We start from the raw sequence: 15,567 nt of genomic DNA, 5'->3' as shown, positions 1-15,567 counted from the left end.
CCGTAAGGTGACGATGTGAGCGAGCGTCCGAACTGGGATGTCGAGGGCCGCGACTGGCCCAATCGCGCGGCCAGCCGGTTCGTGACCGTCGGCGACCTGCGCTGGCATGTGCAGGTCTCCGGTCAGGGGCCGGTGGTCTTTCTGCTGCACGGAGCCGGGGCCGCGACCCACAGCTGGCGGGATCTGACGCCGCTGCTCACCGACCGCTTCACCGTGGTCGCTCCGGATCTGCCCGGCCAGGGGTTCACGGCCATGCCGCCCGACCACGGTCTGTCCCTGTGGGCCATGGCCCGGCGCACGACCGCCCTGATCGAAGCCCTGGACGTTCGGCCGTCGATCGTCGTCGCCCATTCGGCCGGGGCGGCCATTGCTCTTAGGATGTCGCTCGACGGCCGGTTCGGAGAGGCACCGGTCATCGCGATCAACGGCGCGCTGCAACCCTTCGCCGGGGCCGTCGCCCCCCTGTTCAGGGGCCTGGCCATGGGCCTGTTCGTCAACCCGCTGGCGGTGCATCTGTTCGCCTCGGCCGCGCGGGACCGGAACCGCGTCGCCCGCCTGATCCGGGGCACGGGCTCGGTGATCGACGACCGGGGCATCGACCTCTACGCCCGCCTGTTGCGAAAGCCCGGCCATGTCGCCGGGACTCTTGGCATGATGGGAAGCTGGGACATCTCCGACATGCTGCGCGCCCTGCCACAGCTCCGCGCTGACCTGACCCTGGTCGTCGGCTCGCGCGATCAGGCGGTGCCGCCCTCGGTGGCCGGTGAGGTCCGCGCATCCCTGCCGGGGGCCACCCTCGTGACCCTGCCCGGCCTTGGCCATCTGGCGCATGAGGAACGGCCCGACCAGGTGGCCGCGATCATCGACGATGTCGCCACGGCCCATGGCCTGGTGTCGGGAGAGACGGCATGAGCGGCGAACGCTTCTTCTTCATCGAGCTGGTGCTCGGCCACGGGGTGGTGCTGGCCTGGGCGATCTGGGAGCTGACGTCGCTCCGCCGGTCACAGGCCAGAGACCGGGCCCGGGCGGCGGAGCGAGCGCGGCATGCGGAAGGGCAGCATGGCCCGGACCAGGGGTGACCTGAGCCGCCCCAGCGACAGACTTTCGTGCACGCCCTCGCAGGCTTCGCCCAGCAGATGGGTGCGGATCGTCGAGCGTGAATAGAAGGGCGTGTCCTCCCAGGTCCGCTCCACCGATACCGGCTGGTCGGCATCGGCGCGGGTGTGGCGCGGCATTCGCCAGACGGTCGGCGGCAGGGCCGCGTGTGGCGGTGGCTCGACCGTCTCGGGCACGCCGTGCCGGTCGAACTTCAGCGCCAGCGACAGGGCCGATCCGTCCTTGCGCTTCAGGTCGTACAGCACCGCGCTGTCGGTCTTCAGGTGGGCGCGCGACCAGTCCCAGACCTCGAACGCATCCTCCAGCGGTTCGGTCCCGCCATTGGTGTCCAGGTAGCCTTCGCCGGTCCAGGTCAGACCCGGCTCGTCCATCGTCACCGCGACGTGGGCGCGCGGTGCGATGGGCCGCCAGACGTGCTTGCCCGCTGCATCAAGCGGAAAGGCCGTGCCGTTGATCGCATGGGGCGTGACCCGCACCGTGCCGCGCAGGGGCCTGGGGATCATCGGCATCGGCGGCACGGGGGCGGTGAGTTCGTCGATGCGGATGACCAGATCGTCGCCATCCCACGACAGGCTGCTGGGGCCGATCCGGATGTGGCGCGCCTCGCGCTCCACCTGGCCGGCGGGCCGCTCCGTCATCGTCCAGCGCTGGCAGTCCGGGCCATAGAAGGCGACATTCAGGGCGCAGTGATTTTCAGGCCGACCGCGCCCCGACCAGGCATACCAGGGCGAGAACACGCTGCCGACAAAGGCGATGATGGTCAGGCCATGGCGCCCGTCGGCGCTCATCGCATCGACGTACCACCAGGCATAGCCGCCCGGATTTACGCCGGCGTCGAAACGCGGTCCGCCATGACGGCCGAGGCCGCAGAGCGTCCCGACAGGGCCGCCATCGGCACGCCGGCCCCAGGGTGCGTCGCACCGCCGCAGAGATAGAGTCCCGGCATCCGCGTACGGGCTCCGGGCCGTCGAAAGGCTCCGTCCCAGCCGTGCCCCGCCCTCCCGTAGAGCGCGCCACCCGTCGCCGGAAAGCGCTTCTCGAAGGCGTCGGGCGTCATGACCGCCATCGTCCCGGGGCGGGGGTCCAGCCTGACCCCGCAGCGCTCCATCGAGCGGAAGGTGCGCGAGCGACATGTCTCGATTTCCTCGGAAGAATAGGTGTGGACGTCGCCGTCGGGCGGCGCGTTGACGATGGCGAACAGGCGTTCGGGGCCGTTCGTCCGGGGTGGTCCGTCGCCGTCGGCCCGGTCCTGGGCACAGACATAGACGGTCGGGATCTCGGGCATCCGCCCGGAATGGAGCGCGTCGAACTCGGCGACATAGTCGGGCGAGAAGAACAGGTTGTGTCGCACGAGGGGCGCCGCCACGTCCTCGGCCGTGAAGGAAAAGGTCATGGCCGACAGCGACCGGGTCCGCGGCGGCGTCGGGTTTACGGCCAGGGAGACATCGGCGCCGAAACAGCCCGCCGCCACCGCCGCCGGATCGGCATTGACGATGACGGCATCGGCCGCGATCCGTTCGCCGGACGCCAGCTCGATCGCCGCCGCCCGATCGCCGTCACGCACGATCCGCGCGCAGGTCTCTCCATACCGGATCGTCCCGCCCAGTTTTCCGACAAGCCCGGCCAGAGCCTCCGGGATCCGCTGCATTCCGCCGTCCACCAGCCAGACGCCCTGCTGTTCCACATGGGCGATCAGCATCAGGGTGGCGGGCGACTTGAACGGCGACGCTCCGCAATAGGTCGCATAGCGGCCGAACAGCTGTCGCAGGCGCGGGTCCCTGAAATAGCTGCCGAGCTCCGACCACATGGAGCGATACGGCATGATGCTCCACTGATCGGCCGGCCGGTGCAGGCCGATATCCAGCGTCAGACCCAGGATGCTGGGCTTGGCCTTTCTGATGAAGGGGTCTTCCAGCACGCGATAGATCAGGGCCGCCCGCTTCGAGAAGGCCCGGAACCGCTTCGCCTCCGCCGCGCCCGCCAGATGGCCCACGGCCTCCACGGAGCGCTCCAGGTCCGCGAACAGGTCGAAGGTCGAGCCGTCGGGCCAGCTGTGCCGCGCCAGGGTCCCGGACCGGCGCACGCTCAGGTGATCGTCCAGCGAAGCGCCCGCCGCCGCGAACAGGGCGTCGAACACCCAGCGCATGGTGAAGACCGTCGGTCCCGAATCGATACCGACGCCGTCGGTGTGGATTTCCGACAGCTTGCCACCGGCCGTGGCGCATCGCTCGACCACGGTCACGTCCATGCCGCGCGCGCACAGATCGACGGCGGCGCTCAAGCCTCCGATTCCCGCCCCGATGATGACGACCCGCTCGCCCGGCATTCCCGTGTCCTGTTGACCCGACACTAAAGGTGTCCACTTTGATTGACACAAGCGAAATCCTCCTCCGGCGGGGGCTTGCGGTCACATCGTATACGATGTGATCCTCAAGGCATGTCGCGGCCTCGCGACATGGCGGAGGGGCCCGAACCAGACTCCGGCGTGCGCGGTTGGCCCCCTCCACCGCTTCGCAGTCCCCCTCCTCCGATGGGGGAGGATTGATGCATCAATGACCGAGACCTTCCGCGACCGCTGGCGTGCATGGCGAAACGGCCTGATCGGCGATCCCGGATTCCAGCGCTGGGCGTCGCGGTTTCCGCTGACCCGGCCCGTGGCGCGCCGGCGCGCCCAGGCCCTGTTCGATCTGTCGGCGGGCTTCATCTATTCGCAGATCGCCCAGGCCTGCGTCCGCTCCGGCCTGCTTGAGCGACTGGCGAAAGGCCCCGCGTCGGTCGGCGATCTGTCGGCGCTCGTCGCGCTGGACAAGGCCGCCACGCGCCGGCTGGTCCGCGCCGCCGTGGCCCTGAAGCTGGCCGAGCCAGCGGGTCCCGATCGCTATGCGCTCGGCGTGGAAGGCGCAGCTCTGCTGGGTGCCCCCGGCGTCGCGGCCATGATCGAACATCACGCCCTTCTCTATGCCGATCTTGCCGATCCCCTGGCCCTGCTACGGCGGGGCGGTGGCGGGGGGGCGCTTGCCGGCTACTGGCCCTATGCGGACGGCGAAACGCCGGACCCCGAGGCGGCCGCTGCCTATTCGCAGCTGATGTCGGCGTCCCAGGCCATGGTCTCGGCCCAGGTGCTGGACGCATACGACGTCTCGCGTCACCGCCGCCTGATGGATGTCGGAGGCGGGCATGGGACCTTCCTGCGCGCCGTCGCCGCCCGCGCGCCCCGACTGTCCCTGTCGCTGTTCGACCTGCCGCCTGTCGCCGCCCGCGCCCGCGCCGCCTTCGCCGCCGACGGCCTCGCGCTGGAGGCCACCGGCGGCAGTTTCTTTGACGATCCCCTGCCGCGGGGAGCCGATGTCATCAGCCTGATCCGCATTCTGCACGATCATGACGATGGACCCGCACTCGACATCCTGCGTGCCGTCCGCAAGGCGCTGGACCCCGGTGCGACCCTGCTGATCGGCGAGCCCTTTGCCGCCGAGCCGGGGGCCGAGCGGGTCGGGGACGCCTATTTCGGCATGTATCTGCTGGCCATGGGATCGGGCCGCCCCCGTCCCGTACGTGAAGTGATCGGCATGTGCCGCAAGGCCGGATTCTCGACGGCCCGTCGGGTTTCCACGGCCATGCCCATGATCGCAGGGCTGATTGTCGCCCGCGCCTGACGCTCAAAAGTGTAATCAGGATTTGACAACATAAACTGTCAATCTAAGCTGACACTCGGGAAGGGTGCCTATGGGGGTGCGCATCCCGAAGGCGATCCGATGAACACCTTGGCCGTCGTACTGGAGGAGCCCCGTCAGCTGGCGCTCCGCCGCCTCGACCTGAAGCCTGCCGGTCCCGACGACGTCGTCGTCGATGTGGACTGGAGCGGAATCTCGACCGGAACCGAACGCCTTCTGTGGGACGGGCGCATGCCCCATTTTCCCGGCCTCGGTTACCCTCTGGTCCCCGGATACGAGTCTGTCGGCCAGATCGTCGATGCCGGAGAAAACGCGCGGGCCCGCATTGGACAGCGCGTCTTCGTCCCCGGATCGTCCCATTTCATCGACGCGCGCGGCCTGTTTGGCGGCGCGGCCAAAACGCTCATCACGCCCCAGGCGCGCACGGTTACCCTGCCCGACGGCCTCGGTGACCGGGGCGTCCTGCTGTCTCTGGCGGCCACCGCCTATCACGCCATCGTCGGCGGCACGGCCCCCGACCTCATCGTCGGCTACGGCACCCTGGGCCGTCTGCTGCTCCGCATCTCCGAGGCCATGGGCCACGCCAGGCCGACGGTCTGGGAAACAAATGTGTCTCGACGCAACGGCGTGGCCATCCATCCCGACGCTGATGACCGCCGCGATTATCGCAGCATCTACGACGCCTCGGGGGCCGAGGACCTGATGGACTACCTGGTCGCGCGGCTGGCGCGCAGCGGCGAGATCGTGCTGGCCGGTTTCTATGAAGCGCGGCTGTCCTTTGCCTTCCCCATGGCCTTCATGAAGGAAGCCCGGTTCCGCATCGCTGCCGAGTTCAGGCCGGAAGACGTCACAGGCGTCACCGACCTCATCACTTCGGGCGCGCTCAGCCTGGATGGCCTGATTACCCACCGCATGGCGGCCACCGAAGCGAACGATGCCTATCCCGTCGCGTTCGGCGAACCCGACTGCCTGAAGATGATCCTCGACTGGAGGAATTGCGCATGACCATCACCCTGATTTCCCACAAGGCGCTCCGCGAAGAGGCGAAGCAGGAGCCGGATCCCGTCCACACGGGCGAGGTCACCAAGGAAACCCAGATCATCGCCATCTACGGCAAGGGCGGTTCGGGCAAGTCCTTCGCCCTGTCGAACCTCAGCTACATGATGGCCCAGCAGGGCAAGCGGGTGCTGCTGATCGGCTGCGATCCCAAGTCCGACACCACCTCCCTGCTGTTCGGTGGCAAGTCCTGCCCGACCATCATCCAGACCTCGGCCGCCAAGAAGCTGACCGGGGAAGAGGTCAGGATCGAGGATGTCTGCTTCCAGCGCGACGGGGTCTTCGCCATGGAGCTGGGCGGGCCGGAAGTCGGTCGCGGCTGCGGCGGACGCGGCATCATCCACGGCTTCGAACTGCTGGAGAAGCTGGGCTTCCACGACTGGGGCTTCGACTACGTCCTGCTCGACTTCCTCGGCGACGTGGTCTGCGGCGGCTTCGGCCTGCCGATCGCCCGCGACATGTGCCAGAAGGTCATCGTCGTCGGGTCCAACGACCTGCAGTCGCTCTATGTCGCCAACAACGTCTGTTCGGCGGTGGAATACTTCCGTCGCCTCGGCGGCAATGTCGGCGTGGCCGGCATGATCATCAACAAGGACGACGGCACCGGTGAAGCCGCCGCTTTCGCCGACGCCGTGGGCATCCCGGTCCTGGCCTCGATCCCTGCCAACGAGGACATCCGCCGGAAGTCCGCGAACTATCAGATCATCGGCACCCCCGACAGCGAATGGGGCAGCCTGTTCGCCGGCCTGGCCCAGGCGGTCGCCGGGTCGCTGCCGCAGCATCCCAAACCGCTGACGCAGGACGGCCTGCTGGGTCTGTTCAGCCCCGAACAGACGGGCGGCGCGGTCAGCCTGATCCCTGCGACCCAGAGCGACATGCGCGGCGTCGATTTCGTGCCGCGGGCCTCGCTCGAAGTCATCTACGACGAGGCCGTCTGATCGCCATGGCCGACGGTCCCGCCCCCATCGCCAACGACCACGCCGCAGAGCCCGTCTCGCGCGATGGCGGCTGCCATGGCGGCAAGGCCGAGCTGACGGCGGCTGCGTCCAGGGCGGGCAAGTCCGAAGTCCTGGCCCGCTATGCCAAAGACTATCCGGTCGGCCCCCACGACCAGCCGCAATCCATGTGCCCGGCCTTCGGAAGCCTTCGCGTCGGCCTGCGCATGCGGCGGACCGCGACGATCCTCTCCGGCTCCGCCTGCTGCGTCTACGGCCTGACCTTCACCAGCCATTTTTACGGTGCCCGCCGCTCGGTCGGCTATGTGCCGTTCAACTCCGAGAGCCTGGTCACCGGCAAGCTGTTCGAGGATATCCGCGACGCGGTGTTCCAGATGGCGGACCCGGAACTCTACGATTCCATCGTCGTGACCAATCTGTGCGTCCCGACGGCGTCGGGCGTCCCGCTGCAGTTGCTGCCGAAAGAGATCAATGGCGTCCGCATCGTCGGCATCGACGTGCCGGGCTTCGGCATCCCGACCCACGCCGAGGCCAAGGACGTCCTGGCCGGTGCCATGCTCAACTATGCGCGCAAGGAGGCCGAGGCCGGTCCTGTCGCCGCGCCGCGCGAACGAACCGACAAGCCGACCGTCACCCTGCTGGGCGAGATGTTCCCCGCCGACCCCATGATCATCGGCCGGATGCTGGAGCCGATGGGTCTGGCCGCCGGACCCGTGGTCCCGACCCGGGAATGGCGCGAACTCTATGCTGCCCTGGACTGCGCCGTCGTCGCCGCCATTCACCCCTTCTACACCGCCAGCGTCCGCGAGTTCGAAGCGGCAGGTCGGAAGGTCGTCGGCTCGGCGCCGGTCGGTCGCGACGGCACTGCCGCCTGGCTCCAGGCCATCGGCGAGGCCTGCGACGTGCCCCAGGGCCAGATCGACGGCATCAAGAACGCCATGCTGGGTGCCATCGGGGGTGCCCTGGCCGGTTCGCCGATCAAGGGACGGATCACGGTCTCGGGTTATGAGGGCTCCGAGCTTCTGGTCGCGCGCCTGTTGATCGAGAGTGGTGCCGAGGTCGAATACGTTGGCACCGCCTGCCCGCAGACGAAATGGTCTGACCCCGACCGCGACTGGCTGGAATCCCGGGGCGTCACCGTCAACTACCGCGCCTCGCTGGAACAGGATCTGTCGGCGGTCGATGCGATCCGGCCCGACCTCGCCATCGGCACGACGCCGGTGGTCCAGCACGCCAAGTCGCTGTCGATCCCGGCGCTGTACTTCACCAACCTGATCTCGGCGCGGCCGCTCATGGGCCCGGCAGGCGCCGGGTCGCTGGCCCAGGTCATCAATGCCGCGATCGGCAACAAGGCCCGGTTCGACAGGATGACCTCCTTCTTCGAGGGCGTCGGCAAGGGCGACACCGCCGGCATCTGGTCCGAGACCCCGGTGGCCCGCCCCGAGTTCAAGGCCCGCTACGCCAAGCTTCAGGCGGCCGCCGCCAAGGCCGAGGAGCACGTCGGCACATGACGCTGATCCTCGATCACGACCGGGCGGGGGGCTACTGGGGCGCGGTCTACGCCTTCACCGCCATCAAGGGTCTGCAGGTCATCATCGACGGCCCGGTCGGCTGCGAGAACCTGCCGGTCACCTCCGTCCTGCACTACACCGACGGCCTGCCGCCGCACGAACTGCCCATCGTCGTCACCGGTCTGGGCGAGGACGAGCTGGGCCGCCACGGCACCGAAGGCGCGATGAAGCGGGCCTGGCAGACCCTCGACAAGGATCTGCCCTCCGTCGTCGTCACCGGCTCGATCGCCGAGATGATCGGCGGCGGCGTGACGCCCGAGGGCACCAACATCCAGCGCTTCCTGCCGCGCACGATCGACGAGGATCAGTGGCAGTCGGCCGACCGCGCCCTGACCTGGCTGTGGACCCAGTTCGGACCCAAGAAGATGCCGCGCCCGCGCCCGCTCGCCGAGGGCGACCGGCCGCGCGTGAACCTGATCGGTCCGATGTACGGCGTGTTCAACATGCCGTCCGACCTCGCCGAGATCCGCCGTCTCATCGAGGGCATCGGATGTCAGGTTAACATGACATTCCCGCTGGGCAGCCACCTCGCCGACGTACGCAATCTGGCCGACGCGGAGGTCAACGTCTGCCTGTATCGCGAGTTCGGACGGGGGCTGTGCGAGGCACTCGAGAAACCTTATCTCCAGGCCCCGATCGGCCTCGAGTCCACGACCCTGTTCCTGCGCCAGCTCGGCCAGATGACCGGTGTCGATCCCGAGCCCTTCATCGAGCGCGAGAAGCACACGACGATCAAGCCGCTGTGGGACCTGTGGCGCTCGGTCACCCAGGACTTCTTCGCCACCGCCAGCTTCGCCATCGTCGCCAACGAGACATACACGCGCGGCGTCCGCAAATTCCTCGAGGACGATCTCGGCCTGCCCTGCCAGTTCGCCATCGCCCGCTGCGCCGGGACCAAGACCGACAATGCCGAGATCAGCCGCCTGGTCCGCGAGACCAAGCCTCTGGTCCTGTTCGGCAGCATCAACGAACGCATTTATCTGGCCGAGGCCTCTCAGGGCGGCGGCGGGTTCGGCCCGTCCGGCGTCTGGGTGCCCGCCTCCTTCCCGGGCGCTGCGATCCGCCGGCATACCGGCACGCCCTTCATGGGCTACGGCGGCTGCACCTACCTGGTCCAGGAGGTCTGCAACGCCCTGTTCGACGCCCTGTTCAACATCCTTCCCCTGGCGTCCCAGATGGACAAGGTCGAGCCGACCCTGGCCCGTCCGCATGCCGAACTGCACTGGGAAGAGGCGGCCGCCGACGAACTCGAGAAGCTCGTCGCCTCCCATCCGATCATCGTCAGAATTTCCGCGGCCAAGCGCCTGAGGGACACGGCCGAACGCGCCGCCCGTCAGGCCGGAGAGGACCGGGTCACGCTGGACCGCCTCCATGTCGCCAACGCCATTGTCCTGGACGGGAGGGCCGCCTGATGCGCCGCCCGATCCGCCCGGACCCAAAGTTCCGACGTCCGGCTTGTCCGGATTTCGGAAACGACCACGAGATCTCCTCGTGGACGAAGACCCGCTCCAACGAAAGGAGGAGAGATGTCTCATCTACCTGATGAAAGACCAGTTGGGTCCCTCACCGGACTCACGCCAGAAGCGGCCAAGGAATTCCACGGCCTCTTCATGACCAGCTTCATTGCTTTCACGGTCATCGCGATCGTGGCGCATGTTCTGGTCTGGTACTGGCGGCCCTGGTTCGCAGCCTAGGTCTCCACCCAACCCAGTCGGCAGGGATTAATTCCTTGCCGTCGCCAACAAAGCCACTCGCTGGCTATGGAGGACTACAGTTATGTGGAGAATTTGGCTCCTTTTCGATCCCCGTCGGGCGCTGGTCGCGCTCGCCGTTTTCCTGTTCACCCTGGCTCTGCTGATCCACTTCATCCTGCTCAGCTCGCCTCGGTACAACTGGATTGACGGCGCTCAGGCCACACCCGCTGCGGCTTCTGCCGCCGCACCCTGACGGGCAATCCGCTGATGCGGCGCGCGGGCGGAAACGGAGCGATCCGGTTCCGTCCGACGCGACCGCTATCGCAACAGATGTCCATCTCGCGGGGCGAGAAGACGGACGGAGACGGTCATGGCCTTACTGAGTTTTGAACGAAAATATAGAATCAGGGGCGGTACCCTGATCGGCGGCGACATGTTCGATTTCTGGGTCGGGCCATTCTACGTCGGCTTCTTCGGAGTCACGACGGCCTTCTTCGCCGCTCTGGGCACCGCGCTGATCTTCTACGGGGCGTCGCTGGGCGACACCTGGAACCCGTGGCTGATCACCATCAATCCACCCGATATCAAATATGGCCTGTCGCTGGCCCCCCTCCGCGAGGGCGGAATCTGGCAGCTGGTCACCATTTGCGCCGTCGGAGCCTTCTGTTCCTGGGCGCTTCGAGAGGTCGAAATCTGCCGCAAGCTGGGCATCGGCCTGCATGTTCCGGCTGCCTTCGGCGTGGCCATCCTGGCCTATGTGACGCTGAACGTGATCCGTCCCTGGCTCCTGGGATCGTGGAGCACCGGCTTCCCCTACGGCATCTTCAGCCATCTGGATTGGGTGTCGAACACCGGCTACCAGTATCTGAATTTCCACTACAATCCTGCCCACATGATCGCCGTGAGCTTCTTCTTCACGACGACGATGGCGCTGGCGCTGCACGGCTCGCTGGTTCTGGCCGCGACCAACCCTGGCCCGGGCAAGCCGGTGCGCCAGCCCGAGCACGAGGACACCTTCTTCCGCGACTTCATCGGCTATTCGGTCGGCACCCTGGGCATCCACCGCGTCGGTCTGTTCCTGGCGCTTTCGGCCGGGTTCTGGAGCGCGGTCTGCATCATCATCAGCGGACCGGTCTGGTCGGCGGGCTGGCCCGAGTGGTGGGACGGCTGGCGCAACCTGCCGATCTGGCAATAGGGGAGGGGGGAACCAATGTCCGCCTATCAGAACATCTTCACCCAGGTTCAGGTCCACGGTCACCCCGAAGCGGGCGTGCCGGGCAACGATGGGGACGACTGGCGCGTCGGCCAGCCCTTCTTCGTCCACCTGATCGGAAGGATCGGCAATGCCCAGATCGGCCCGATGCACCTGGGCTGGACCGGGGTCATCTCCCTGCTGACCGGCTTCCTGGCGTTCGAGATCATCGGTCTCAACATGTTCGCCAGCGTCGGCTGGAACCCGGCCGAATTCGTCCGGCAACTGCCCTGGCTGGGGCTTTATCCGCCGCCGCCCGAGCAGGGGTTGAACATCCTGCCGCCGCTCAACCAGGGCGGCTGGTGGCTGATCGCCGGCTTCTTCCTCACCGTCTCGGTGATCAGCTGGTGCATCCGCTCCTACCTGCGGGCCAAGGCGCTGGGCCTCGGCACCCACACCACCTGGGCCTTCGCCTCGGCGATCTGGCTGTATCTGGTCCTGGGTTTCATCCGCCCGATCATGATGGGCAGCTGGTCGGAAGCCGTGCCGTTCGGCATTTTTCCCCATCTCGACTGGACCGGGGCGTTCTCGATCACCTACGGCAACCTGTTCTACAACCCGTTCCACTGCCTCTCGATCGTGTTCCTGTATGGCTCCACCCTGCTGTTCGCCATGCACGGTGCGACCATCCTGGCCACCAGCCGCTACGGGTCCGAGCGCGAGGTCGAACAGATCACCGACCGCGGCACGGGTGCCGAACGCGGCGCGCTGTTCTGGCGCTGGACCATGGGCTTCAACGCCACGATGGAATCCATCCACCGCTGGGCTTGGTGGTTCGCCGTCCTGACCACCCTGACGGGCGGCATCGGCATCCTGCTGACGGGCACCGTTGTTCCCAGCTGGTACGACTGGGCCATCGCGCACAACTACGCGCGCTGATCCGCGGCCGACCTCGGTCGGCTGGAGACACGATGATGAACGGGGCGCCGGTTTCCGACCGGCGCCCCGGATCGTTTGTCGCACGGCGGTCACAGAACCATGATGACGCGGTTTGCCCCGGGAGTTATCGAGAAACCCCGTCCGGAGCCTCGTCCCATGCGTCTCGATCGCCGCACCCTGCTGTCCGCCGCCGCGGCTGCCACCGCCTTCGGCGGCCTGGCTCGCAATGTGGCCGCCCGGTCCGGAGGGACGGAGACCTACATCAACGAGGTGGCCGGCTACGGTCCCCTGAAGGTCGATCCGAACGGCATGCTGGACCTGCCGGAGGGCTTTTCCTATCGCGTCATCTCCCAGGGGGGCGACGTCATGGACGACGGCCTGGTGGTGCCCGGACAGTTCGACGGCATGGGCTGTTTCGCCCTGGAGGGCACGCGTGTGGCCCTCGTCCGCAATCACGAGCTGACCGGTTCGACTGCCAGTCACCGCAACTGGGGTCCGGGTGGTCCCGACCAGGCCGCGATCGGTCGCCTCGATGCCGCCCGCGCCTATGACACCTACAAGGACGGTCGGCCCCTGCCCGGCGGGACCACGACCCTGATCTACGACATGGCCACCGGCCAGACGGTGCGACAACATCTGTCGCTGGCCGGGACCAGCACCAATTGCTGCGGCGGTCAGACGCCCTGGGGGTCCTGGCTGACCTGCGAGGAGACCGAGGAGACGCCGGCCGACGCCGATGTGACCAAGGCCCACGGCTATGTCTTCGAGGTGCCGGCGACCGAGACCGGCCTCGTCGACCCCGTGCCGCTCAAGGCCATGGGCCGGTTCGACCACGAAGCCGTCTGCATCGATCCGCGCACCGGCGTCGTCTATCTGACCGAGGACCGGGTCGACGGCCTGTTCTACCGCTTCATCCCGAACATTCCGGGCAAGCTGGTCGAGGGCGGCCGGCTCCAGGCCATGGCCCTGAAGGACATGCTGGGTGCCGACACCACCAATCATCACGCCCGGCTCTGGTCGCCCGGTGACTGGCGCGAGGTGGTGTGGATCGACATGGAGGACGTCGACAGCCCGAAGGGCGATCTTCGTCAACGTGGCCATGCCAGGGGCGCGGCCCTCGTCGCGCGCGGCGAAGGCGTCTTCTGGGCCAGGGACGAACTGTATCTGACCGCCACCTCGGGCGGGCCGCTGCAGCGCGGGCAGATCCTGCGCTACCAGCCATCGGCTCTGGAGGGCGAAACCGGTGCGGCGGATAATGCCGGCCGGATCCAGCTGTTCGTCGAAAGTGCCGACGAACGCACCCTGAACATGGGCGACAACCTCGTCGTCGCCCCCTGGGGCCATCTGATCGTGTGCGAGGACAATTATTCGGCCACGATCCGCAATCACCTGAAGGGCGTCACCCCCGACGGTCGCCTCTACACGATCGCCAGGAACGCGTTCCGCGGCAATTCGGAGTTTGCCGGTGCCGTGTTCTCGCCCGACGGCGGGACGCTGTTCGTGAACCTCCAGTTTCCCGGCATCACCCTGGCCATCACAGGCCCGTGGGAGGCCGTGGTCGCCTGACGCGGACTGTCCGGTGCGCCGGCCGTCTTCCATCTGTTGCGTCCCGGGTCTAGGGCCGACCTTCAAACTCTACGGTGTGCCATGACCCGACCGATCGCCAGCGCCTGCCTTCTCTTCGGCCTTCTGGCTCCCGCCGTCGCCACGGCCCAGAGCGAGGCCGGGAACGGGCGTTCCCCCGCTCTCGTCGTGACCATCGTCATCGACCAGTTCAGCGCCAATCTGTTCAACCAGTACCGCAGCCGGTTCACGGGCGGACTGCGTACCCTGGCCGATCAGGGTCTGGTCTATGCCAATGGCTACCAGGCCCAGGGCATCACCAAGACCTGCCCCGGGCACGCGACCGTCCTCAGCGGAGCCTGGCCGACCACCGTGGGGATCCCGTCCAATGAATGGATCGACCCGGTCAGCGGCCTTCAGGTCTATTGCCTTGCCGCGCCGCAGAATACGCTGGCCGACGGCGGACCGGGCGAGAATGGCCGCGTCGGCCCCGACAACATCCGCATCACCATATTGCCCGACTGGCTGAAGTCCATCAGCCCGCAGAGCCGCGTCTATGCCGTATCGGGCAAGGATCGCGGGGCCATCAACCTGGCCGGTCACCATCCCGACGGAGCCTACTGGATCCAGGAAGGCTTCGGCCTGACCACCTATGTCGAGCCGGGGCAGACGGCCGGGGACCGGCTCGCGCCCGTCGCCGCCTTCAACGCCGCCTACCGTGCGCGTTACACCGCCGATCCGGTCGGAAGCTGGACCTATCAGCACGATTTCTGCCGCACGCTGGCGGGTGAAAGCAGCCTGTACGGCGAGGTGCTGCACGCCGACCTGCCGCCGGAACACTACACTCTGGAGGACTCGCCCGCTCTGGACGAGACGACGCTGGCGGCCGCGACCGACCTGCTGGAGCGCCAGCAACTGGGCCGGCGGGGCGCCACCGACATGCTGGGCGTCAGTCTGTCGGGCACCGACAAGATCGGTCACGCCTATGGCACCCAGGGGCCGGAGATGTGCGAACAGCTGCTGCGGATGGACGACGCCCTGGGGGCCTTCCTGGACAAGGTCGCCGACGTTCCGGGCGGGGCCATCATCGTCCTGACGGCGGATCACGGTGGCTCGGATTCCCCGGAACGCATGGCCGCGCGCGGCGCGCCCGCCGGCCGCAACGACCCGCAGATGATGGACCGCATCAACGCCGGCCTGCAGGCGGAATTCGGCCTGATGTATGCGCCGCTTCAGAACGGCTCGACCGGTCTGATCGTGGCCGGAGCCGATCACGTCCGGCTGCCGCAACCCTTGCGCGGACAGATCGTCGCCGCGTCCGTGGCCCTGCTGGCCCAGGAGCCGACCGTCGCCTATGCCGTCGCCATCGACGACCTGCTGGCCGATCCCCTGCCCGCCCGTGACGTCGAACCGGAGGCCCTGTCGGTGCGGCAGCGGCTGCGCCTCAGCGCCGTGGCCGACAAGGGCGCGGACATCATGATCGCCTACGGACCCTATCTGACCGGCCAGACCCGGGCCGGTGGTGCGGTCGCCAGCCATGGCTCGGTCTGGGACTATGACCGCCGCGTGCCGATCATCTTCTGGCGCCCGGGCGGTCCGGCACAGGAACGGTTCTGGCAGATCCGGACGGTCGACATCGCCCCCAGCCTGGCCAATCTGATGGGGCTGACGCCGGCCGACACGGTGGACGGGCTCTGCCTCGATCTCGGCGTCTATGGTGCCCCGGCCTGTCCGGCGGTCGAGCCGGTTCGGTAACAACGACTCACTTCCTGTTTCCCGGGGCTCGACCGTTCTGCCGCAGGCCGTCGT

Annotated in this window: 14 protein-coding genes; 12 read left to right on the top strand and 2 right to left on the bottom strand. The window is 67.7% G+C overall.

Translation table 11 applies throughout. From position 1 onward, the window contains the following. The first annotated feature begins 15 nt into the window (after window positions 1-15). Window positions 16-912, top strand: a complete 897-nt coding sequence (gene bchO, locus O3139_RS13990; protein WP_269514711.1) for an alpha/beta fold hydrolase BchO — start codon at window positions 16-18, stop codon at window positions 910-912. A gap of 89 nt (window positions 913-1,001) precedes the next feature. On the opposite strand, the gene O3139_RS13985 is transcribed toward bchO, so the two are convergent. Both O3139_RS13985 and crtD read right to left on the bottom strand, forming a co-directional pair. Further along, window positions 1,002-1,904, bottom strand: coding sequence for a hydratase (locus tag O3139_RS13985; protein ID WP_269514710.1), 903 nt, complete (start codon window positions 1,902-1,904; stop codon window positions 1,002-1,004). Window positions 1,905-1,939: 35 nt separating this feature from the next. Continuing rightward, a complete protein-coding gene (crtD, locus tag O3139_RS13980; RefSeq protein ID WP_269514709.1) occupies window positions 1,940-3,466 on the bottom strand; it encodes a 1-hydroxycarotenoid 3,4-desaturase CrtD in 1,527 nt (508 codons plus the stop codon). Window positions 3,467-3,668: 202 nt separating this feature from the next. Between crtD and O3139_RS13975 the strand changes: the two genes are divergently transcribed. The 11 genes from O3139_RS13975 to O3139_RS13925 all read left to right on the top strand — a co-directional run bounded on the left by O3139_RS13975 (window position 3,669) and on the right by O3139_RS13925 (window position 15,513). Then, window positions 3,669-4,769 carry a methyltransferase gene (locus O3139_RS13975; protein WP_269514708.1) on the top strand — a complete coding sequence of 367 codons (1,101 nt, stop codon included), beginning with the start codon at window positions 3,669-3,671 and terminating at the stop codon, window positions 4,767-4,769. Between the two features lie 99 nt (window positions 4,770-4,868). Beyond that, window positions 4,869-5,792 (top strand): chlorophyll synthesis pathway protein BchC, encoded by a 924-nt coding sequence (gene bchC, locus O3139_RS13970; RefSeq protein WP_269514707.1) that lies wholly within the window; start codon window positions 4,869-4,871, stop codon window positions 5,790-5,792. After that, a complete protein-coding gene (locus tag O3139_RS13965; protein WP_209322457.1) occupies window positions 5,789-6,781 on the top strand; it encodes a chlorophyllide a reductase iron protein subunit X in 993 nt (330 codons plus the stop codon). Before bchC ends, O3139_RS13965 begins: the two co-directional genes overlap by 4 nt. Window positions 6,782-6,786: 5 nt before the next feature. Continuing rightward, window positions 6,787-8,310 (top strand): chlorophyllide a reductase subunit Y, encoded by a 1,524-nt coding sequence (bchY, locus tag O3139_RS13960; RefSeq protein WP_269514706.1) that lies wholly within the window; start codon window positions 6,787-6,789, stop codon window positions 8,308-8,310. After that, the gene (gene bchZ / locus O3139_RS13955; RefSeq protein WP_269514705.1) at window positions 8,307-9,782 is read left to right on the top strand and encodes a chlorophyllide a reductase subunit Z; all 1,476 of its coding nucleotides are present in this window, start codon (window positions 8,307-8,309) and stop codon (window positions 9,780-9,782) included. The genes bchY and bchZ overlap by 4 nt, the downstream gene beginning before the upstream one ends. Before the next feature lie 114 nt (window positions 9,783-9,896). Further along, on the top strand, window positions 9,897-10,064 hold the full coding sequence (gene pufB / locus O3139_RS13950; RefSeq protein ID WP_269514704.1) for a light-harvesting antenna LH1, beta subunit: 168 nt from the start codon (window positions 9,897-9,899) through the stop codon (window positions 10,062-10,064). 82 nt (window positions 10,065-10,146) lie between these two features. Then, window positions 10,147-10,317 (top strand): light-harvesting antenna LH1, alpha subunit, encoded by a 171-nt coding sequence (gene pufA / locus O3139_RS13945; protein ID WP_013270447.1) that lies wholly within the window; start codon window positions 10,147-10,149, stop codon window positions 10,315-10,317. Between the two features lie 117 nt (window positions 10,318-10,434). Then, complete coding sequence (gene pufL, locus O3139_RS13940) at window positions 10,435-11,259, top strand: photosynthetic reaction center subunit L (RefSeq protein ID WP_269514703.1); 825 nt, start codon at window positions 10,435-10,437, stop codon at window positions 11,257-11,259. A 15-nt stretch (window positions 11,260-11,274) separates the two neighbouring features. Further along, complete coding sequence (pufM, locus tag O3139_RS13935; protein WP_269514702.1) at window positions 11,275-12,195, top strand: photosynthetic reaction center subunit M; 921 nt, start codon at window positions 11,275-11,277, stop codon at window positions 12,193-12,195. A gap of 156 nt (window positions 12,196-12,351) precedes the next feature. Then, window positions 12,352-13,761, top strand: a complete 1,410-nt coding sequence (locus tag O3139_RS13930) for an alkaline phosphatase PhoX (RefSeq protein ID WP_269514701.1) — start codon at window positions 12,352-12,354, stop codon at window positions 13,759-13,761. 81 nt (window positions 13,762-13,842) lie between these two features. Next, the gene (locus O3139_RS13925) at window positions 13,843-15,513 is read left to right on the top strand and encodes an alkaline phosphatase family protein (protein ID WP_269514700.1); all 1,671 of its coding nucleotides are present in this window, start codon (window positions 13,843-13,845) and stop codon (window positions 15,511-15,513) included. Window positions 15,514-15,567: the final 54 nt, after the last annotated feature.

The organism is Brevundimonas subvibrioides, assembly GCF_027271155.1.
GTDB classification, from domain to species: Bacteria; Pseudomonadota; Alphaproteobacteria; order Caulobacterales; family Caulobacteraceae; genus Brevundimonas; species Brevundimonas subvibrioides_D.
This window is presented reverse-complemented; position numbering and strand designations above follow the sequence as displayed.

Excerpts from the sequence above, each read along its gene's own strand:
- O3139_RS13975 (WP_269514708.1), top strand. The coding sequence starts at position 3,669 with ATGACCGAGACCTTCCGCGACCGCTGGCGTGCATGGCGAAACGGCCTG.
- pufB (WP_269514704.1), top strand. The coding sequence starts at position 9,897 with ATGTCTCATCTACCTGATGAAAGACCAGTTGGGTCCCTCACCGGACTC.
- O3139_RS13965 (WP_209322457.1), top strand. The coding sequence starts at position 5,789 with ATGACCATCACCCTGATTTCCCACAAGGCGCTCCGCGAAGAGGCGAAG.
- bchZ (WP_269514705.1), top strand. The coding sequence starts at position 8,307 with ATGACGCTGATCCTCGATCACGACCGGGCGGGGGGCTACTGGGGCGCG.
- O3139_RS13985 (WP_269514710.1), bottom strand. The coding sequence starts at position 1,904 with ATGAGCGCCGACGGGCGCCATGGCCTGACCATCATCGCCTTTGTCGGC.
- pufM (WP_269514702.1), top strand. The coding sequence starts at position 11,275 with ATGTCCGCCTATCAGAACATCTTCACCCAGGTTCAGGTCCACGGTCAC.
- pufA (WP_013270447.1), top strand. The coding sequence starts at position 10,147 with ATGTGGAGAATTTGGCTCCTTTTCGATCCCCGTCGGGCGCTGGTCGCG.
- pufL (WP_269514703.1), top strand. The coding sequence starts at position 10,435 with ATGGCCTTACTGAGTTTTGAACGAAAATATAGAATCAGGGGCGGTACC.
- O3139_RS13930 (WP_269514701.1), top strand. The coding sequence starts at position 12,352 with ATGCGTCTCGATCGCCGCACCCTGCTGTCCGCCGCCGCGGCTGCCACC.
- bchY (WP_269514706.1), top strand. The coding sequence starts at position 6,787 with ATGGCCGACGGTCCCGCCCCCATCGCCAACGACCACGCCGCAGAGCCC.
- O3139_RS13925 (WP_269514700.1), top strand. The coding sequence starts at position 13,843 with ATGACCCGACCGATCGCCAGCGCCTGCCTTCTCTTCGGCCTTCTGGCT.
- bchC (WP_269514707.1), top strand. The coding sequence starts at position 4,869 with ATGAACACCTTGGCCGTCGTACTGGAGGAGCCCCGTCAGCTGGCGCTC.